The sequence below is a fragment of the Flavonifractor sp. An10 genome, from assembly GCF_002161215.1.
In the GTDB taxonomy this organism is placed as follows: domain Bacteria; phylum Bacillota; class Clostridia; order Oscillospirales; family Oscillospiraceae; genus Flavonifractor; species Flavonifractor avistercoris.
Genome location: NZ_NFMB01000013.1, coordinates 5001 through 25688 on the forward strand (window position 1 = coordinate 5001; position 20688 = coordinate 25688).

Here is a 20688-nt window from a genome sequence, read left to right on the forward strand (position 1 = left end):
CGCCACTAAGAATTCCCTTCAATTGGACGAATCCTCTATCAGGGGTTCTCCGTTCGACTTGCATGTGTTAAGCACGCCGCCAGCGTTCATCCTGAGCCAGGATCAAACTCTCAATAAAATGGTATCTAAAGAACCGAAGTTCCTTAAATCATCTTATTGAAGCTTATCTTAGCTTCAAAGAAATTTGGAAGCCTTCTTCAAGCTTTCGCTTGTCAGAAGGACTCTTAGTCCTTTCTGGTGCTTCGTGTTTTTCTCACGTTGTTTAATTTACAAGGTACACGCTCCTGCCAGCCTCACGGCCAGCGTGCTATTTATTTTAGCACTTTCGCTTTCGCTTGTCAAGAACTTTTTTCAAGTTTTTTCGAAGTTTTTTCTTCGAATCCGCTTGGTTTTCGCCCTTTTCAAGCTCATTCACACCTTCCGGCACGAACTCATTTAGTTTACCACACGCTTCCCGGTTTGTCAAGAACTTTTTTCAGGAATCTTTCAGAAGTCCGTCCGGCTTCCGCCCGGTCTCTCCCGTCCGTTTCCTTCTTTTTCTTGCCCTCCCGTGAGGCGCTCAGATATAATACCACCCCCTCCCTCTTTTGTCAACACTTTTTTCTCGTTTTTTTCAGTCTTTTTCAATTTCCGCGCTGGTTGCAACCGGCGGGCAAATATGCTACTCTTATTATAATAATAGGAACACAGACCGGAGGGGATTACCCATGCCTATCAAGATTCCCGACTCCCTGCCCGCCACCGCGGTGCTGGAGAGCGAAAACATCTTTGTCATGACGGAATACCGGGCCATCCATCAGGATATCCGCCCGCTGAACGTCCTGATCCTCAACCTGATGCCCACCAAGATCGTCACGGAGACGCAGATCCTGCGCAAGCTATCCAACACACCGGTGCAGATCCAGGTGGAGCTGCTGCGCACCGCCAGCTACCACTCCCAGCACACTGACGAGGATCACCTGGCCTCCTTCTACACCACCTTTGACCAGGTGCGCCACCGGAACTTCGACGGGATGATCATCACCGGCGCGCCGGTGGAGAACCTGGAATTCAGCCAGGTGGAATACTGGCCGGAGCTGTGCGAGATCATGGCGTGGAGCCGCACCCATGTCCACTCCACCCTCCACATCTGCTGGGGGGCCCAGGCGGGGCTCTACTTCCACCACGGGGTGGAGAAGCGCTCCCTCCCCAGGAAGCTCTTCGGCGTGTATGAGCACCGGGTGCTCAAGCCCTCCTCCCCCCTGTTCCGCGGCTTTGACGACGTGTTCTTCGCCCCGCACTCCCGCTATACCGAGGTGTGGGAGGCCGACATCCGAAAGGCCGCCGGCCTGGAGCTGCTGGCTACCTCCTCTGAGGCGGGGGTGTACGCGGTCAAGACCGAGGACAGCAGCCAGTTCTTCGTCATGGGCCACCCGGAATATGACCCCGACACCCTGGCCCGGGAGTACTGGCGGGACAAGGACAAGGGGCTGGACATCGATGTGCCCGCCCACTATTTCCCGGAGGACGACCCCGCCCGGGTGCCCATCGTCCGCTGGCGCAGCGCCGGGCAGCTGCTCTACACCAACTGGCTGAATTACTACGTCTATCAGACCACGCCCTATGATCTGACAAAGCTCCACGCATAAGCGGCGCGGCGCTCCGCGCGCGTTCGTCCGTATCGCAGCATCCCTCCCGGCCGGACAGCCGGGAGGGATTTTTTATGGCAAGCTATACGGAACATTATCAGCTCCACCAGTGGGTGCCGGAGGACGATTTCCTCAGAACGGATTTTAATCAGGATTTTCAGAAGATCGACGCGGCGCTGGGGGGCAAGCCGGAGATCGTCACAGGCAGCTACATCGGCCACGGGGGCACCAGAGAGGTCAGCCTGGGCTTTGAGCCAGCGGCCGTGGTGGTAGATCTGGACAGCCTCTACACCGGCCTCACCGTCACGCCCAACGGCCACAAGTACATCAAAATCACCGCCAACGGCTTTGAGGCCCTGGACGACGAGGACAACCCGGATGCCGTCTCCGCCAACACAAAGGGGGACGCCTATTACTACATTGCGGTAAAATAGAAGGAGGGCGTGCCCCGTGGGGCACGCCCTCCTTGTCTTGCTTCAAGGATTAAGCGTCCTGAAATCAGGTGAGATCCGTAGCCAGGTTGAGGTCAACAGTGGTAGTCTGCTGATCCACAGTCCAGGTGAAGGTAACCTCCACATCCTCGAAGGTAGTGGCACCATCCGCACTCGCAGTGAAGACAATCTGTCCGCTGCCGGTGGGAGTGGTGACCGTCGCATTGTTCCGGCTGGCATCATAACCAGCGACGTCTCTTACAAGACCGTTGGTGTTGGTGCCGGCAATGTACTTGGTGTCGCTGGCAGTGGTGATCTCGAAAGAGCCAGTCACAGTGGCAACGATCTCATTGTCGTTGCCCTCGACGTACACCACATCATTGGCGGCGTCGTAGGTGTCGCAATCCTCAAGATCGTCGCCGTTCACGGTGACCGCAACATCCAGATCACCGTCGGTGGTGATGGAGAGGGCCAGGCCAGCCACATCAACGGCGGTGTAGCCGTCCTCGATGTCGAAGCCGCTGCCAGTCACAGTGACGGAGCCAACAGCGATCCAGTCATAGTTGTTGTTGGCGTCCAGACGGCCCCAGACATGGGTGCCGGCCAGAGGAGTGCTGCCAGCCAGGTGGGTGGAGCTGTCGGTACGGTTGGTGATCGTGGCGGAAGCCGTGGGCACGAAGGTCTCCACGCCGTTCACGCGGCCCACATAGCTGGGGATAAGCCAGTTGCCAGTGAAAGAGACAGTCGCATCGTAGACAAACCGATAGGTATCATCGAAGCCGCGGCTGTCCTCAACCTCCCAGGTATAGGTGTTGCCGTTGCGGGTGCGGTCAACGATGGTGTAGCCCTGATCCTCCATCTCGGCCTCGATCAGGCTCATGCAGAGATCCAGATCGGGGAAGTCGGGGGAATCATAGAGATCATCGTTATAGTAGATATAGGCACAGTTATCAGCATCGCTCAGAACCACCAGATAGTCGCTGGTGTCGAAGTCAACGGTGGTGTCGTCGATATCCCAAATCCAGGCGGCACGGATGGTCTCGTCGCGGCTGCCGCCGGTGACGATCACGGCGTTCTTGTCGGTGCGGGTGAAGGTGCCGGCAGTGATGTCGTCGTTGGCGCTGTCCACGTCGGTGACGTCCCACACGTTGGAGCTGTCCAGCAGGGTCAGATAGGGATTGGGGCTGACAGAGGTCGGGGCGGCCCAGTAAATGGTGCCGTTGTCGGTCCGGTGGGCATCATACTCGCCGATGGGATCCCTGTCGGAGATGTCGTAGGTGCCGTCAGCGTTCTCCACGTAGGCATAAGCCTTCATGTAGGAGCTGGTGCGGTCGAAGTTGTGGCCGCCGTCGTCGTCGATCTCGATGGTGGCGGCAGTGCCGTCCTCAAACACCACATTCAGCCACAGCTCATCGCCGCGGTAGTAGTTGGCGTTGAGCACCAGCATGTAGTCGTTGCTGTCGTTGCTGGGCTCGGAGTTGAACAGGGCAACATCCGCCAGGCGGGAGGCAGTCCAGCCGCCCTGGTTGTTCTTCTCCAGCACGGGGTAGACCTGGACAGAGACAGGATTGCCGTCCTCATCCTGAACAGGAATGTCGCTCATGTTGGAGTAGCCGGTAGCCACGCCGTAGGTATCGCTGTCCACATAGTAGAAGGCGATGGTGTCGCGGTCGATGGCGAAAGAGGCGTTGTCGTTCCGGGCATCAGCAACGGCGTCGGTGTTCTTCACGGTCAGGTACAGGGTGCCGTCGCCGGTGCTGTAGGGCTGACCAGTCTGGATCGTATACTGGAGGTTATTAGCAGTACGAACGCTGGTATCAGAGGCGGCACGGTTGGCGGCGATGTAAGCGATGGGGTTGCTGACCACATCAACCAGAGGATCGCCGTTGTTCTGATTCACGTAGCCGCCGTCGGCCAGGGTGTTCAGATTCAGGATGTTCTCGATGGTCAGCTCGTCGCCAGCGTCGTTCAGGCTGTACTCGATGACGGTACCCACGGCGGCGCCGGTTCTGTAGGAGCCGCTGTGCTGCACATCGCGGGTGCCCAGGTAGTTCTCCAGGGCGGTGTCCTTGCGGGTGTTGGTGGTCTCGTTCTCGAACACCTTGCGGGACTCGTTCCAGTCGATGTCAAAGGTGTTCTCGGTGCCGTCGGCCATGAGGATCTTGACCTCACCGGAGCGGGTCAGAGCGTTCTGGGTCCAGGCGGAGCCCAGCACCAGGGCGTAGTTGGTGACCTGCTCCTCGGCGGGCCGGACAGCGATCACGTACTGCTCGGTGGCGTCCAGGATGAAGTCATACGCGTCATCGAAACCGATGTCGGCGCGGGCGTTGTCGATGTCGAAGTGGGTCAGCTCCACGTCGGTCATGGAGGCGGCATCAGGCAGGTAGGCCTGACGATACTCCTCACCGTTGTCCAGGGTGATGTACAGCTCGCTGTCGCGGTCACGATCCACCCGGTTCATGGTGTCGGTGACGATGGGGGCCAGCTGGATGTAGGTGCGGCCGCCGTACTCCACGTACAGGATCAGGTCGTCCGCGGCCACATCGTCGTTGAACACCACGTCCTCAAAGTCGCGGGTCACGGTGTCGCTGTCGCCGGTGGGGGCGCCACTGTTGTTCAGCTCGGGGATGTAGAAGGAGATGGTCTCGTTGCGGTCGCTGTAGCGGGTAACCTCGGACAAGGTCTCCTGCAGGTACAGCACGTACTCGGCGGTGCCGTCATCGTTGTTGTCGATAACCTCAACCTCGACGCCGTTCAGGCTGTAGTAGCCGGGATCCTTGTCCTCCAGCTGGGCGTCGGGATACTGGTTGATCAGTTCAACGGCCTCAGTGGCGCCGTCCTCGCACCAGCCATAGTTGACATAGTACTGGGTGTTGCGGTCGGTCTCGATGCCGGTGCCATCCAGCAGGTCGTCCAGGGTCTCCTCGGTGGCGGCAGTGGCATGGATCACGTTGGCCTCGTCGTTGGTGGCGATGCCGATGACGTTGGAGTTGGCCAGGATGGTGGTCTTCTCCACGTACATGGTGACGGCCTTGCCGATCATGTCCACAGGGGTGCTCACGTTAAAGGTGACGGGATCGTCCTCGCGGATACCCTCGGGCACGGTGGTGTTGGAGGTGGTGGAATCGTACACCACAACCTCGTCCAGGGTGGTCTTGCCGGTGCGCAGAGCGGCGTCGGAGTCAGTCTCCTCCAGGCGGGCCCACTCGTTGGCGGTGACAACGCCCTCCACGCGAACCACACCGAACACGGAGCTCAGAATGGTGCGGTGGTCGGCGTACACCAGGGCGTAGCCGGTCTGGTACTGCTGGATCATCTCCACGTCCAGGGCGTTGTAGATGAGCAGAGCGGCGTCGTCGCGGCTCAGAGGCTCACTCACGTCCTTGGTGAAGTTGCGGAAGATGCCCAGCTGCTGCGCCAGGGCGGCGGTGTTCAGCGCCCAGTCGGGGCCCACCAGGCCCTCGATGTCGGCGTTGTAGCCCAGGGCGGCCAGCAGCATCTTGGCGGCCTCAACGCCGGTCACGTTGGCATCGGGGTCGAAGGTGTTGTCGCCGCGGCCGGCGATGATGCCGCGGACATAGCAGTAGTTGATGTAGCCGCGGGCCCAGTTGGCGGTAATGTCGGTGAGGCCGCTGTTCACGTTCGTGTAGAGCGTGTCGCAGTCCTCGTTGTTGGTCAGGGCGACAGAGATCATCTTCGCCATCTGCGCGCGGTCCACGTCGCCAGTGGGATTGTAAGAGCCGTCGGGCTGGCCCTCAATAATGCCCAGCGTGGTGAGCATGGAAACCGCATCCTTGTTCACGATCTCTTCCCGGTCGGAGAAATCGTTGTAGCTCACAGCGGAAGCGCCGACGACCATCAGGCCAATGACCATAACGACGGCCAGCACCAGGCTGAGAGTCCGTTTGAGGTTTCTCATCTTGGATTTCCTCCTTCTAAAATTTGAGACAAAAGTTTCCATATCCACCTGTTTATGCTCGATACGGGGGCGCTAGCGGCGTATGACGACCCTTGCACGGGATTAGAAGTGAGGAAATCCTGCGGTATTTAGGGGTTTTGAACCTGATTTGCTGCTCAAAAGTTCATATGGTGGACATTTGGTAGACACGAGACGGCAAAAGAAAGGGCGCACAGCGGGAAACCGCTGCGCGCCAATGGGTTGCGGGATTGAATTGGTAGACGTCTGGTAGACATGACCTCAAAACACAGTCTGCTGGGGAGAAAGCTTCCCCCTGAAAGGTGGGGCTGCTTCAGAATTGTGCAGCGCTGAAAACGCATTCTCCGCCCACATAGGAGGCCAATACCTGCGCGCCCAGCAGTTCTTCCGGCGGGCAGGTCAGCAGGTTCCGATCCATCACCACAAAGTCGGCCAGCATGCCGGGCCGGATGCGCCCCTTGACGTGCTCCTCTCCCGAGGCGCAGGCGCTCCCGGCGGTGTATGCGTACAGGGCCTGGGCGGGGGTAAGGGCCTGCTCCGGCAGGAAGGGGCCGGCCCCGGCAAAGTCCCGCCGGGTCACGGCGCAGTAGATCCCCTCCATGGGGTTCAGGTGCTCCACGGGGCAGTCGGTGCCGAAGGCCAGCGCCACCCCCTGCCGCGCCATTTCGCCCCAAGCATAGGCGTGGGGCAGCCGCGCCTCCCCCAGGCGTGCGGGGGCGATGTGCATGTCCCCGTTGATGAACACCGGCTGCACATAGGCCGTCATGTCCAGCTCCTTCATGCGGCCGATCTGTGCCTTGTCCATAATCTGGCAGTGAACCAGGCCGTGGCGGGGATGCAGCCATGGCATTTCCCTCCTGGCCCGCGCAACGGAGCGCAGCACCATCTCGGCGGCCCCGTCGCCGATGGCGTGGACGGCGGCGGGCAGGTTGTGCCGGTGGGCGGTGAGCACCAGGCGATCCAGCGCCTCCTGCTCCGGGTAGATGGGCAGGCCCCGGGTCTCCGGCGCGTCGGCGTAGGGCCTCCGCAGGAATGCGGTGCGGGCCCCCAGGGAGCCGTCGGCCAGGATCTTGACGGTGGATATGCGGAAGCGGTGGCTGGCGCCATAGTCTGCCATGCCCCGCTCAAAGAACTCGTCCAGGGTCTCCGGCTCGGTGAGGAGGGCCTGCTCCGCCATGCGCAGCTTGAGCCGTCCGGACTCCGCCAGGGCCCGCAGGCCGTCCATCAGGGCGTATGGCTTCTCCTCCGGGGCGTATTTGAAGTCGTCGCTCTGGATGCTGGTCAGGCCCACGGCAAAGAGATCCCGCTGGGCCTCCACCACCCGCTCCAGCAGGGCGGCCAGGCCCACCGAGGGCAGGGCGGCCTTGATATCGTCCACCACATTCTCCTTGACCACCCCGTTGGGCTCTCCCCGCTCGTCCACCTCGGCAAACTCACCGTATTTTGCCGCGGTGTCCCGGTTCAGCCCTAGCAGCTCCATGGCCCTGGAGTTGAGCACCCCCACGTGGAAGCAGGAGCGGAGAATGAGGATGGGGTACTGGGTGCTCACCTGATCCAGCTCCCGGCAGGTGGGGAAGCGGTGCACGTCGGTGAAGAGCTCCTGGTTCCACCCCTCTCCCAGCAGCCACCGGCCGCCGGAGCCGTCAAAGCCGGCCAGGCCCCGGCGCAGCCGCTCCTGCACCTCGGCCAGGGAGGCGGCGCCGAAGAGATCCACCGACAGCTTGGTCTTGACGTAGTGGATAAAGTGCAGATGGGAGTCGTTGAAGCCGGGGAGCACAAAGCGGCCCCGGAGATCCAGGGTCTCCCACCCCCCGGGGGAGAATTTGCGGACAAAGTCCTCCGCCTCACCTGCGCTCCCCACATAGGCGAAGTAGTCCCCCTCCACCACGGCGGCCTGCGCCAGCGGGCGGGCGGGATCCATGGTGGCGATGGTTCCGTTGGTCAGCAGCAGCATCTGCATGTTCCTCTCTCTCAGATGGCAAAGGGATCCAGATTGAAGGTCTCGTCCAGGCCCGCCAGGAACTCGCTGAGCAGCTCCACGGTGCCCTCCACGTCGGTGAGGCAACCCACCTCGCTGGGGGAGTGCATGTAGCGCAGGGGGATGGAGACGGTGGTCACCGGGGTACCGCCGTTGGTCTGGTTCATCTTGTCCGCGTCGGTGCCCATGACGCCGGAGGCCACCTCGTACTGGACGGACAGGCCCATCCTGCGGGCGGTCTCCTCCAGGGCACGGTTGGCCGGGGCGCTGCACACCGAGCTCATGCACAGCACCGGCCCGCCGCCCAGCTTGATGTCCCCGAACCGCTGGGGCAGGGAGCCGGAGAAGTCGGAGGTGTGGATCACATCCACGGCGATGGCCAGGCTGGGCTTCACCCGGCTGGCCGCGTGGAAGGCGCCCCGCATGGTGGTCTCCTCCCCGGTGGTGGTGGCGGCGTACACCCCCACCCTGGCCCCCTTGTCCCGGGCCCGCAGCAGGGCGTGGAGCACTGTGTAGGCCCCCAGGCGGTTGTCCAGCCCCCGGCCGGCGATGCAGTCATTCTCCAGCTCGTCCACCGTGTAGGTGTAGGTGACGAAGTCCCCGGGGGAGACCAGGCGCCTGGCGTCCTCCTGATCCCGGAAGCCGCAGTCGATGTAAAGGTCGGTGAGCTCCGGCTCCGCCTTGACCTCTCCCTTCTGGAGCAGCAGGCCCATGACGCCGGTGACCCGCTTTTTGCCCAGCACCGTGACCCGCTTCCCCTGGGCCAGGGACAGGCGCACACCGCCGGCCTTGCCCACGTGGAGATAGCCCTCCTTGGTGATGCAGGTCACCCGGAAGCCGATCTCGTCGATGTGGCCGCACAGCAGCACCCGGAAGGGGCTGTCATCGTTGATGGAGGAGATCACATCCCCCGCCGGGTCGGTAACCACAGTGACGCCCTGCTCCTTCATGTAGGCGGCCACCTTCTTCTGGAGGGGGATTTCCCCGCCGCTCACCGACTCGGTACGGAGCATCTCATATAAAAATTCCCGATTCATGGAACTCTACCTCATTTCTTTAACAGTATATGGAAGCGCACGCCCCCCTCCCAGTTGGCGGCCCAGATATCGCCGCCGTGGAAGAGGACAATCTTTCTTGCAATATAGAGGCCCAGGCCGAAGTTGCCGCCCTTGCCCCGGTAAAACTTGTCAAACAGGGTGTTCATCACAGCGGGCGGGATCTGGCTGCCGTCATTCTCCACGGTCAAAAGATACCCGTCCTTCTCATCCCGCGCCCCGATGTGGATATAGCTTTTGGCGTACCGCACGGCGTTTTCCACAAGGTTGTCCAGCACGGTCTGCAGGGCCGCGGCGTTGCCCGGCACCACGCAGTCCTCCGGCACTTCGGTCAGGAGATGAATCCCCCGGTCATTGCTCTGAAACCGCTTGCAGCACTCGGCGGCCAGCGTTTGGAGGGAGAGCTGCTGAAATTCGCTCTGCCGGCCCAGAATGTGGTCAAAGGAGGAGACATAGAGCATGGCCTTGATGCCAGACTCCAGCACCTGGCTCTCCTGCATGATGATGTCGATGGCCTCTCCGCCGTAGATGCCGTCCTGGTAGGCGGCGCAGCAGTTCTGGATGACCATAATGGGGGTCTTGAGGCCGTGGGAGACGCTCTGGTAGAAGAACTCCTCATCCTCATTGATCTCCACCACGTTGCGCTGGATCTGGGCCAGCTTGTTGACCACCCGGCCGATCTCATCCTCCCGGGTTGTCTGGAGCACCGGATCAGCCCAGTTCTTCCCCTTGATGCGATCCATATTCTCCGACAGCTTCTCCAGGGGCGCCACAATGCGCAGGGCGGCCCGCCGGGCCAGGAAGAGATTGAGCACCAGCAGCATCAGGAAGAGGAAGATCAGGCCCCGCCACTGCCGGGCGGTCAGCTCCCATCCCGGGAAGACCGCCAGCAGCAAGTATCCCAGGGCCAGCCCCATAGCCAGCGCGCCGAACAGGGTGAGAAATACCCACAGCTGCACGCTCAGCGGCTTGTTTTGCAGCCAATACTTAGTCGAAAACCGATTCATGATCCCCCTCAGTCAGGCAGTAGCCCAGTCCATACAGTGTGCGGATCTCGATGGCCGGCAGCTTCTTGCGCAGGCGCCGGATGGTGTCGTCCACCACCCGGTCGGAGCCGTAGAACGTATAGCCCCACACAGCGTTGAGAATCTCCCCCCGCTTGAGCACCAGCCCCTGGTTGGCAGCCAGATGGAGCAGCAGGTCGTACTCCTTGACGGTCAGCGGGATCGCCTCGCCCTCCCGGCCGGAGACCAGATGCTTCTCCAGATGTACCGTATAGGGGCCCACCCGCACCTCCGTGGGCTTGGGGCGGCTGCCCTTGAGCAGGCGCTCCACCTTGATGACCAGCTCCCGCACCAGGAAGGGCTTTGGGATATAGTCGTCGCAGCCCAGCTCCAGCCCCGCCACCCGGTCGATGTCCTGGTTGCGGGCGGAGATGAAGATCACATAGCTGTCCGGGTTCCTCTGCTTTACCTCCCGGAAGACCGTGAAGCCGTCAATATCCGGCAGCATGATGTCAATCACCCACAGATCCGTCGGCTTGTCCATGTTCTGCACCGCGTCCTCGCCGTTGAGAAAGCTGCGCACATCATAGCCCTCTTTCTGCAGATACCGGGTAATCAGGTTGTTCAGAACCGCCTCGTCCTCCACTACGCTGATCCACATGATGCCGCACCGCCCTTTCGACAAAAATCTGATGATTTATTATAGCACGGATAGGGCTGGCGGAACAGGGGGTGCCGGGCGGAATTCCTCAGCAGCGGCAAAGCGCCCCCCAGGCCGGGAAGGCTTGGGGGGCGCCGGCTGGGATCAGCCTACCATGGTGAAGTACTGGAAGTCCCACTGGCCCACCGGCGTACGGCCGGGGCCGGAGACCTTGCTGTGGTCGATGACCTGGGTGTAGGTGGTGTAGTTGATGGGGCAGATGACCATATTCTCCATCAGGACATCCTCGGCCTCCTTCAGGTAGCCGTCGCGCTCCGTGCCGGAGGTCTGCGCCGCCATCTTGACGGCCGTGTCGTAGGCCTCATTCTCCGGGTTGAGGGTGGTGTCGTTGGGCATGCCGGCGTACTCCTTGTAGCGCCAGCGGGAGTCGTTCAGACCCTCGGCGGTGAAGAGGGAGAGCATGGTCATGGGATCGTTGTAGTCGGCGCTCCAGCCGGTGAAGGAGATCGACCAGTCGCCGGAGTTGATGGTGTTGGTAAACACGGCGTACTCCTGCACCTGCAGGTTGACGTGGATGCCCAGGTTCTCCTGCCACATCTGCTGCACGGCCTCCACGATCAGGGAGTTGTTGCCGCTGTCATAGTAGAGGATGTTCAGCTCGGGGAAGCCCTCGCCGTTGGGGTAGCCGGCGGCGGCCAGATACTCCTGGGCCTCCTCCACCTTGGCGGAGTAGGGATCGATCTCATACTCCTCCACCACGTTGCCGTTCTCATCCAGCGGGCGCATGCTCTCGCCGGTGGACAGCTTGAAGGTGGGAGCCACGAAGGCGGCGGCGGGCACCGCGCCGTCCCGCAGAACCTGGTCGGTGATCATGCTGCGGTCGATAGCCAGGGCCAGAGCCTTGCGCACGTTCAGATCGTTGACCACGTCGGCGTCCATGTTGAACTGCAGGTAGGTACAGCCCAGGGCGGGCTCGCTGGAGAAGTTGGGATCCTCGGCCAGCAGGCGGGGGATCTCGGAGCCGGGCAGGATGCTGGTGACATTGATCTCGCCGGCCTCATAGCCCTGCAGGGAGGTGGTGGCGTCGGAGATAAAGAGGATGCGCACGCCGGCCAGATTCACGTTGTCGGCGTTCCAGTAGTTCTCGTTCTTCTTGAGCAGGATGTGGGAGCCCACCTGGTACTCCTCCAGAGTGAAGGCGCCGTTGGTGACGCACTTGGCGGGATCCTTCTCCCAGCCCTCGCCGGTGGAGGCCATGTCCTCGCGGCAGGGCATGTAGGTGAACCAGGACACCAGGTTCAGGAAGTAGGCGGTGGGCTGAATCAGCTCCACCTGGAGGGTCTTGTCGTCCAGGGCCTTGACCGCCACATCGTCCGCACTGCCCTCGCCGCTGAAGTAGTCATAGGCGCCCTTGATGTAGTCGGTCATCAGGAAGGCATAGGGGGAGGCCATCTCGGGGGAGCAGGCCCGCTTCCAGGCGTACTCATAGTCGTAGGCGGTGACGGGCTCGCCGTCAGACCATACCAAACCGTCCCGCAGGTGGAAGGTGTACACGGTGTCCTCCACGCCCTCGGCGTTGGCGGAGAGCTCATAGCTCTCGGCCGAGGCCATCTGGATGCCGTCCTTGGTGTCCCGCACCAGGCCGTCATACAGGTTCAGGATGACATGGCCGCCCATGCTGGACGTGTTGAGCTGGGGATCCCAGGTCTTGGGCTCCTCACCCACGTTGTAGACCAGGTAATCCGAGGACGTCCCGGTGCCACCCGTGGAGGTGGCTTCGGCGGCGGGGGTCTGGCTGCTCTCTGTGCTGGTGGTGGGCGCGCAGGCGGCCAGGCCCAGGATCATGGAGCCGGCCAGCAGCATGGAAACCAGATTCTTTGCTTTCATTCTGTTACCTCCTTCTTTTCCTCTATTGCACTCGAAACTTTATGACAAGCAACCGCGTGGTTGCTTCCCACCTGACAAAGGGAGGGCTCCTGCTCGGCGCAGATGCCCATGGCGTAGGGGCAGCGGGTGCGGAACCGGCAGCCGGAGGGCGGGTCGATGGGGCTTGGGATATCGCCCTGGAGCATGATGGGCTCGCTGCCCCGGGCCACCTCCGGATCGGGCACCGGAACCGAGGAGAGCAGGGCCTCGGTATAGGGGTGGAGATGGTTCTGATAGATCTCCTCACTGTCGCCCAGCTCCACCAGCTTGCCCAGGTACATGACGCCGATGCGGTTGGAGATATGGCGCACCATGGACAGGTCGTGGGCGATGAAGAGATAGGTCAGGCCGAACTCCCGCTGGAGATCCTCCAGCATGTTGACCACCTGGGCCTGGATGGACACGTCCAGGGCGGAGATGGGCTCGTCACAGACGATGAATTCCGGGTTGACCGCCAGGGCCCGTGCGATGCCGATGCGCTGGCGCTGGCCGCCGGAGAACTCATGGGGATAGCGGTTGGCGTGCTCCTTCATCAGGCCCACGTGATCCAGCAGCTCGTAGACCCGCTGGTTGCGCGCCTCCTTGGTGGTGAGCTCGGAGTGGAGATCCAGCGCCTCCCGGATGATGTCCATGACCGTCATGCGGGCGTCCAGGGATGCGTAGGGATCCTGGAAGATCATCTGGATCCGCTTGCGGAAGGGGAGCAGCTGGGGGCCGGTCAGGTGGCTGATATCGGTGCCGTCGTAGACCACCCGCCCCTCGGTGGGCTCGTACAGCCTGGTAATGGTGCGGCCCAGGGTGCTCTTGCCGCAGCCGGACTCCCCCACCAGGCCGAAGGTCTCGTGGCGGAAGATGTCAAAGCTGACGTGATCCACGGACTGGATGGTCTGCTTCTTCCGGCCGAACAGGCCCACGGGCTTGTAGAAATATTTGGTTACGTTATCCAGCTCCAGCAGCTTATCCGTCGACACGCCGCGTCCCTCCCTTCCGCTTTTCATAGTCCGGATTGGCCGGTGCCTCGTCGTCCAGCAGCCAGCACATGGTGCGGTGCTCCCCGTCGGTGAAATAGGGGGGCATCTCCTCCTGGCACACGTTCATGCAGTAGGGGCAGCGGGCGCTGAAGGGGCAGCCCTTGGGGGGATTGATCAGGTTGGGCGGGGTGCCGGGGATGGGCTTGAGCCGCTGCTTCTCCCCCCCTGCAACCCGCGGAATGGAGTCGATGAGCCCCATGGTGTAGGGGTGCTGGGGGTGATAAAAGATGTCGTCGGCGGAGGCGTCCTCCATGATGAGGCCGCCGTACATCACCGCCACTTTGTCGCACAGGGTGGCCACCACGCCCAGATCGTGGGTGATCAGGATGGTGGTCATGTCCAGCTTGTGGTTGAGCTCCTTGATCAGGTTGAGGATCTGGGCCTGGATGGTCACATCCAGGGCGGTGGTGGGCTCATCGGCGATGAGCAGCTTGGGACTGCAGGCCAGGGCCATGGCGATCATGGCCCGCTGCCGCATGCCGCCGGAAAACTCGTGGGGGTAGTTGTGGATGCGCTTCTCCGGAGAGGGGATGCCCACCAGGCGCAGCATTTCGATGGCCCGCTCTCTGGCCTGGGCCTTGGTCATCTTCTCGTGCTCCAGGATCATCTCCACGATCTGGTTGCCCACGGTGTAGACCGGGTTGAGGGAGGTCATGGGATCCTGGAAGATCATGGCGATCTCCTTGCCGCGCACCCGGCGCATCTGCCGCTTGCTGTAGGAGAGGATGTCCTTGTCCTGGAAGAAGATCTCCCCGTCCACCACCCGGCCGGGGTGCTGGAGCAGGCCCATGATGGAGAGGCTGGTCACGCTCTTGCCGCTGCCGCTCTCCCCCACGATGCCCAGCACCTCGCCCTGATTCAGGTCGAAGCTGATGCCGCGGACGGCCTTGACCTCGCCCACGTGGGTGAAAAAGGAGGTCTTCAGATTCCGAACGGAAAGTAAACGTCTTGACATATCGCCACTCACTTTCTGAGCCTGGGATCCAGGGAATCCCGGAGGCCGTCGCTAAACAGGTTGAGCGCCAGGATGGTGATGCTCATGATCAGCGCGGGGTAGAACAGCTGATAGGGGTTGGTGTAGAGGCTGGGCAGGGCCGCGTTGGCCAGGGAGCCCCAGGACGCCTGGGGCTTGGACACGCCCAGGCCGATGAAGCTCAGGAAGGCCTCGGTGAACATGGCCCCGGGGATCTGCATGGCCAGGGACACCATGATGGGCCCCATGGCGTTGGGGATCAGGTGGCGGATCAGGATCTTCCGGGTGGGCACGCCCAGCAGGATGGCCGCGGAGATGAACTCCTGATCCCGCATGCCGATGACCTGGGAGCGGACGATGCGGGCCATGCCCAGCCAGTTTGTCAGGCCCATGGCCAGGATGATGGAGTGCAGGCCGGAGCCGAAGACCACCATGATCAGGATGACATAGAGCATCATGGGGATGGAGCTCAGCGTGTCCACAATGCGCATCATCACGTTGTCCACGGTACCGCCGAAATAGCCGGCAATGCCGCCGTAGAGCACGCCCACAACCAGGTTGACCAGGGCGGCCACCACGCCTACCAGCAGGGACACCCGGGCGCCGTACACCACCCGGATGAACAGATCCCGCCCCAGGGAGTCGGTGCCCCAGATGTAGGTCTTGTTCAGAACCGTCTTTGCGGGGTGGATCTGCTGGTCGTCATAGTACACATGGTAGCGCTCCAGCTTGTCCTCCAGGATGCGCTCGGCCTCCCGGACGCTTACGGTCTCAGGGGCGCTGTCGCCATAGTAGTCCTTCAGATACTCCACATCCGCCACTGTGATCGGGGTTCCGTCGCTGTGGAGGGCCTCCTGCTGAATAAACTCCGCATTGGCCCGGAAATAGACGCCGTAGTCCACCATCAGCTCCTTGCCGTTGATCTCGTAGAGGTAGACGCGGTTGGTCTTATCGTCCTTGAGCAGGGTGGAGGCGCCCAGCAGGTGCCCCTTGTCGTCGGTATTGATGCACTTGTAGTCGGTGGTCACATAGACATAGTACCCCTCGCCCAGATCGTAGATCTTCAGCTCCGGCGGGATGTTTGCGTAGGTCAGATCCTGCTCCTCATAAGAGTAGGGCCAGAACATGGGCACAAAAATGGCGGAGAGGATGACAATCAGGACGATGACCATGGAGAGCAGGGCGGTCTTGTTCCTGCACAGCCTCTGCCAGCAGTCCTGAAGATAGGTCAGGCTGGGGCCGCCGATGGCCTCGGAGGCGCTGGCATCCCGCTGGGCGGGCTGCCAGCGGCGGTCGGTTGCGTTCATGGGTTTCCTCGCCTCCTCAGTCCAGTTTGATTCTCGGGTCGATGAATACGTAGATGATGTCCACAATCAGCACGGAGATCACCAGCAGCACGGCAAAGAACACGGTGATGCCCATGATCAGGGGGTAGTCGCGGTTGAGGATGCTGTCGGTGAACAGGCTGCCTACGCCGGGAATGCCGAAGACCTCCTCAATGACGAAGGAGCCGGTGACGATGGAGGCGATCATGGGCCCGATGTAGGTCACCACGGGCAGCAGGGCATTGCGCAGGGCGTGCTTGCAGATCACCTTGGCCTCGGACAGGCCCTTGCTGCGGGCGGTGCGGATGTAATCCTGCTGCTGCACCTCCACCAGGCTGGTTCGGGTCAGGCGGGTGACAAAGGACAGCGGGAAGGCCGCAATAACCAGCACCGGCCCGATATAGCCCGACACCACATCCACGCCGAAGGCCGGCACCAGCCCCAGGGTACGGCTGAAAATAAAGAGGAAGCCGGTAGCCAGCACAAAGCTGGGGATGGTGGAGCCCAAGGTGGACAATATCATGAAGAACCGGTCTATCAGTTTGTTCTGCCTCAAGGCGCATATAATGCCGAACATGATGCCGGCAAACACCACCACCAGGGAGGCGTAGAGGCCGATGGTCAGGGAGTAGGGGAAACCGTCAGAGATGACCTTGTTGACGGTCATGCCGGCAATGGTATAGGATACGCCGAAGTCCCCCCGCAGGAAATTGCCCAGATAGATGAAATACTGCTTCCAGACCGGCTGATCCAGGCCATACTTGGCCATCATGGCTGCCTGAATCTCCGCATTGGGCATCTTCTCCGCCGCAAAGGGGTTGCCGGGGATGGCCTTCATCAGGAAAAAGGTAATGGTGATGATGAAGAAGATGGTGATGACGGCGGACAGGATGCGCTTCAGAATATATTTCAGCATGGCGGCTCCTTTCTGAACGGCCGGCAGGAGGGCTCGTTCCTGGTATGGTTGAAAATGTAGCGCTTTAGCGTATTATAGTACATAAATGTCTGAGAAATATCCCATAAACGTGTGAAATATCACATAATCTGTCTACGGCCGCCGATAGTAGGGGCGGATGGAGGGGTGGGGCTGCACATGCCAGATATAGACATCCCGATAGTCCTCCAGCAGGATTGTGTACCAATTTCCATCCGCCGCCAGGATACCGGCCACGGCAATGGTGGACAGCCAGCACACCCCCCAGCCCAGCAGGGGGAAGAGGCCGGCGGCGGTGTAAAAGTCCCACAGCAGCAGGGCGCAGGACAGGCAGAGCGCCGCCAATACCTGCCCTTTGCCGGTGCTGCGGAGGAAGTTCCGCACGGCGCGCTCCAGATCCAGCAGGGTAAACAGGCACAGGAACCCGGCCAGCCCGGTCAGAACCCAGTCATTGTCCTGAGGGACGAGCCGGGCGCACAGGAACAGCAGCCCAACGGCCGTCTGGAGCACCATCTGCAGGCAGGCCCGCAGCTGGACATAGACCGAGCAGAATACCGGGTGCGGAAAGCGGGGCAGCTCCCCCGGATCGGCACATCCGTGGAGGAGCGCCGTCCCCGCCCCCAGCCGGGCGCCGCCCTGCAGGACGGCCATGAGTCCCGCCCCGGTGAGGGCGGATAAAAAGCTGCTGAGCTGTACGGAGTCCAGCAGAGAGAGCTCGATAACCGGGATCAGGCTGGCGAGATTCCCCAGCAGCGCAAGCAGAAGGAACAGAAGGAAGAGGATGGAGGCCGCCGCCCGCCCCCGCCGCCGGAACAGCAGGCACACAGCCCCCGCCAGCAGGGCCGAAACGAGAAGCCAGGGCTGTCCGCCCGCGGGAAGGTATCCCCGAAAGCCCAGCAGGGGCGCCGCCAGAAAGGGGAGCACGCACCCCAGCAAGAGATAGTGCAGTACGCTCAGGGCCCGGCACAGCAGGGGACGGGCCGCGCGCTCCTTCCTCTGCAGCATCAGTTCCAGCAGTCGGCCCAGGTTCAGCGGCCCTCCGTCCGGGCCCTGATAGTAGCTGCGCAGGGCGGCCAGGGCCCCCAGCGGCCGCAGCATCAGCAGGGTGTATGCCAGATACCAGACCAGGCAGCCCGCACCGCCGGCCTGAATCATGGCAAACATCACCAGCCAGCGGAATGCAGCGTGATCCCCGGGTACAGACAGCAGCAGGGCGCGCAGCACCTCCCGCCGCTGGGCCGGCGTGCACTGCTCCCCCAGAAAGACGGCAAAGTTGTGTTTATGGTGCACCTCACTGAATACCCCGGCCGAACGGATCCAGAAGGAGAGGCCCAGGCAGAGGATCAGAAAAAAGTAGGGCTGATCCCATAAAAAATCCATTCTGCACCTCCACATCCGATTTTATTGGCATCTTATCACAATCTCACTCCCGCCGCAACCGGCACGCCGCCCGCGGATATCCCCTGTTCCGTGATGGAACCGCCTGCTGTCACAGGAGCTGCGTGCAGACATGCGCGGCGCAGAAAGCGGCCCCGCCGGCCGCATGAGGAGCGGAAATATGGCGGAGGACTGGTATAGAAATCCTTCGGCTGAGGGAGACTAGGGGCAGGCTGGAGCGTGATGGCATTGGAAATTCATATCCGGGATGACCAGAAGCTGGTGGAGATCTGGCTGAACAGGCGGGAGCAGGGGGATCCGGAACTCCGGGGCAGGCTGAAGCCTTTCTTCCAAACGTACCACGCCCGGAAGTATCTGGTGGCTGTGTATCAGTCCGGGGAGGAGCCGCTTTATGACGGAACACGGGAGCTGCTGCTCTACAACCGCAGGCGGCAGGCGGAGCGGGAGGTTCGGCGGGAGAAAGGGGTCAGCCCAACTGCGAGCGCCTGAGGCCCCTGACGGGCCCGAATGGCCGGGGCGGCGGAATATCATTCCGCCGTCTCCTTTTTATTTTTGTTGCTCTTCCCTTTGTCCTATGGTACAATGTTATCTGCAAATACAGAATTACTATAAATGTTATTGACAGAAAGGGGCGGCACATGATCCAAGCCTTTGACATCGCCGGCTACTGCCGCATCTCCGTGGACGAGGAGCTGGATCGGGACAACGTGTCCATCGAGAACCAGAAGGCCATCATCGGGGACTTTGTCAGGCAGAAGTTCCCCGGCAGCACCCTCACCTTCTACGAGGATCGGGATCGCTCCGGCTACACCTTTGAGCAGCGGGAGGGCTACCAGGCCATGCGGAAGGGGCTCATGTCCCATCGGTACCACATCCTCATCGTCAAGGACTTCTCCCGCTTCTCCCGGCGCAACAGCCGGGGGCTGGTGGAGCTGGAGGATCTGCGGGACGCGGGGGTGCGCATCATCTCCATCGGGGACAGCATCGACTTCCCCAACGACGACGACTGGCTGAAAATCCAGTTTCAGTTTCTCATCAACGAGATGCCCGTCACCGACACCAGCAAGAAGGTGAAGTCGGTGATCCAGCGGCGGCAGGCGGACGGAAGGTGGATCTGCGCCGCCCCCTACGGCTATCTCATCAACAGGCACCAGGAGTTTGAGCTCATCCCCACCGAGGCGGAGGTGGTGCGGGAGATTTTCCGGCTGTACATCGACGGCTGGGGATACAAGAAGATCGCCAACCACCTGACCGACCGGGGGGTGCCCACCCCCCGCATGGCGGAGCGGGAGCGGAAGGAGGCCGCCGGGGAGGACTGCAGGCGCACCGCCAGGCCGGTGTGGGCCATCGTCACCGTCCAGGGGATTCTGGACAACGACTTCTACATCGGCACCCTGCGGCAGGGCAAGTACACCCGGAAGAAGATCAACGGGAAGGACGTGCGCCGGGACGCGGGGGAGCACGTGGTCATCGAGCACCACCACCAGCCCATCATCGACTACCGCACCTTCGCCACCGTCCGCGCCCTGCGGGAGAGCCGCTCCGCCGCCCACTACCGGGGGCAGAAGAAAAACGACAACGTGTACTCCGGCTTCCTGGAGTGCGGGGACTGCGGGGCCCCCATGTTCGCCATGAGCCGCTCCGACCTGCGCCCAGCCTACACCTGCGGCACCTACCACCGCCGGGGCCTGAAGGGCTGCACCAGCCACCACATCCGGGTGGACAAGCTGGACGAGCTGATGAAGGCCTACGTCCGGAAGGTGAAGGACAGCTCCGCGGAGATGCTGGAGCGGCTCAACGGGGAGCTGGCCCGGGAGCGGGAGGACGTGGCCGAGGCCGGCCAGAGCGCCGTCCATCTGGAGGAGGTGCTGGCCCAGCTCCAGGAGGAGCTGAAGGCCACCAAGCGCCAGCGCATCCGGGATCTGGTGAAGCACCCGGAGCAGGAGGAGCTGCTGGAGCAGACCTACGATGAACTGGAGAGCGACCTGGCCCGCCGCATCGAGGGCATCCGGAACCAGCTGGACATGGCGGTGGACAAGCGCAACACCATCATCCGGGTCAACCGGGCGGCCAAGACGGCCCTGGAGGTGTTCGACGACATCCTGGCCAAGGACAAGCTGGAGCGGAACGATCTCCAGCTCATCATCCGGAAGATCAGGGTCTATGAGGATCATCTGGAAATCCAGCTCAAGGCCGACGTGGACAGCCTGCTCCGGTGCGGGGCCCTCCCGGAGGAGATGCCGGAGGCCGCGGCCGCCATGGCCCCGGTTCAGGGGGACACCGTAAATTTTAAGGAGGGCATGGGACATATCTCATCCATTACCATCGTCCAGCGGTCTGAAAAGCGGCCGGACAAGGTGTTCCATGCCAATGTTGTCAGTGAGGGCGACCCGCTGGAGATCTACAC

Annotated in this window: 15 protein-coding genes and 1 rRNA gene (1 of these 16 cut by a window edge); 4 read left to right on the plus strand and 12 right to left on the minus strand. The window is 61.9% G+C overall.

Annotated features, from left to right (window positions below; all coding sequences use genetic code 11):
- Nucleotides 1-118 (minus strand): 16S ribosomal RNA (locus tag B5E42_RS18345) (it extends 1414 nt beyond the left edge of the window).
- A 589-nt stretch (nt 119-707) separates the two neighbouring features.
- On the opposite strand from B5E42_RS18345, the gene metA reads away from it, so the two are divergent.
- Nucleotides 708-1628: a homoserine O-succinyltransferase gene (gene metA / locus B5E42_RS18350; RefSeq protein ID WP_087242325.1), complete on the plus strand. Its 921-nt coding sequence runs from the start codon at nt 708-710 to the stop codon at nt 1626-1628.
- 74 nt (nt 1629-1702) lie between these two features.
- Nucleotides 1703-2062 (plus strand): hypothetical protein, encoded by a 360-nt coding sequence (locus tag B5E42_RS18355; RefSeq protein WP_087242327.1) that lies wholly within the window; start codon nt 1703-1705, stop codon nt 2060-2062.
- Nucleotides 2063-2126: 64 nt separating this feature from the next.
- Here B5E42_RS18355 and B5E42_RS18360 read toward each other — a convergent pair whose 3' ends face one another.
- The 11 genes from B5E42_RS18360 to B5E42_RS18410 all read right to left on the minus strand — a co-directional run bounded on the left by B5E42_RS18360 (nt 2127) and on the right by B5E42_RS18410 (nt 18263).
- Nucleotides 2127-5978 (minus strand): S-layer homology domain-containing protein, encoded by a 3852-nt coding sequence (locus tag B5E42_RS18360; RefSeq protein WP_162614019.1) that lies wholly within the window; start codon nt 5976-5978, stop codon nt 2127-2129.
- 331 nt (nt 5979-6309) lie between these two features.
- Nucleotides 6310-7956, minus strand: coding sequence for an amidohydrolase (locus B5E42_RS18365; RefSeq protein WP_242967234.1), 1647 nt, complete (start codon nt 7954-7956; stop codon nt 6310-6312).
- Nucleotides 7957-7967: 11 nt separating this feature from the next.
- The gene (locus B5E42_RS18370) at nt 7968-9011 is read right to left on the minus strand and encodes a M42 family peptidase (protein ID WP_087242333.1); all 1044 of its coding nucleotides are present in this window, start codon (nt 9009-9011) and stop codon (nt 7968-7970) included.
- Nucleotides 9012-9022: 11 nt separating this feature from the next.
- Complete coding sequence (locus tag B5E42_RS18375; RefSeq protein ID WP_087242335.1) at nt 9023-10036, minus strand: HAMP domain-containing sensor histidine kinase; 1014 nt, start codon at nt 10034-10036, stop codon at nt 9023-9025.
- Nucleotides 10017-10694, minus strand: coding sequence for a response regulator transcription factor (locus B5E42_RS18380; protein WP_087242337.1), 678 nt, complete (start codon nt 10692-10694; stop codon nt 10017-10019). Before B5E42_RS18380 ends, B5E42_RS18375 begins: the two co-directional genes overlap by 20 nt.
- A 144-nt stretch (nt 10695-10838) precedes the next feature.
- Complete coding sequence (locus tag B5E42_RS18385; protein WP_087242339.1) at nt 10839-12581, minus strand: peptide ABC transporter substrate-binding protein; 1743 nt, start codon at nt 12579-12581, stop codon at nt 10839-10841.
- Complete coding sequence (locus B5E42_RS18390; RefSeq protein ID WP_087242341.1) at nt 12578-13591, minus strand: oligopeptide/dipeptide ABC transporter ATP-binding protein; 1014 nt, start codon at nt 13589-13591, stop codon at nt 12578-12580. The genes B5E42_RS18385 and B5E42_RS18390 overlap by 4 nt, the downstream gene beginning before the upstream one ends.
- On the minus strand, nt 13578-14606 hold the full coding sequence (locus B5E42_RS18395; RefSeq protein WP_087242343.1) for an ABC transporter ATP-binding protein: 1029 nt from the start codon (nt 14604-14606) through the stop codon (nt 13578-13580). The genes B5E42_RS18390 and B5E42_RS18395 overlap by 14 nt, the downstream gene beginning before the upstream one ends.
- Nucleotides 14607-14614: 8 nt before the next feature.
- Complete coding sequence (locus B5E42_RS18400) at nt 14615-15931, minus strand: ABC transporter permease (RefSeq protein ID WP_087242345.1); 1317 nt, start codon at nt 15929-15931, stop codon at nt 14615-14617.
- Between the two features lie 16 nt (nt 15932-15947).
- A complete protein-coding gene (locus B5E42_RS18405) occupies nt 15948-16865 on the minus strand; it encodes an ABC transporter permease (protein WP_087242347.1) in 918 nt (305 codons plus the stop codon).
- 132 nt (nt 16866-16997) lie between these two features.
- Nucleotides 16998-18263: a hypothetical protein gene (locus B5E42_RS18410; RefSeq protein WP_087242349.1), complete on the minus strand. Its 1266-nt coding sequence runs from the start codon at nt 18261-18263 to the stop codon at nt 16998-17000.
- 240 nt (nt 18264-18503) lie between these two features.
- Between B5E42_RS18410 and B5E42_RS18415 the strand changes: the two genes are divergently transcribed.
- On the plus strand, nt 18504-18770 hold the full coding sequence (locus tag B5E42_RS18415; protein WP_141242575.1) for a hypothetical protein: 267 nt from the start codon (nt 18504-18506) through the stop codon (nt 18768-18770).
- A gap of 149 nt (nt 18771-18919) precedes the next feature.
- On the plus strand, nt 18920-20688 hold a 1769-nt coding region (locus B5E42_RS18420), incomplete at its 3' end, for a recombinase family protein (RefSeq protein ID WP_087242353.1).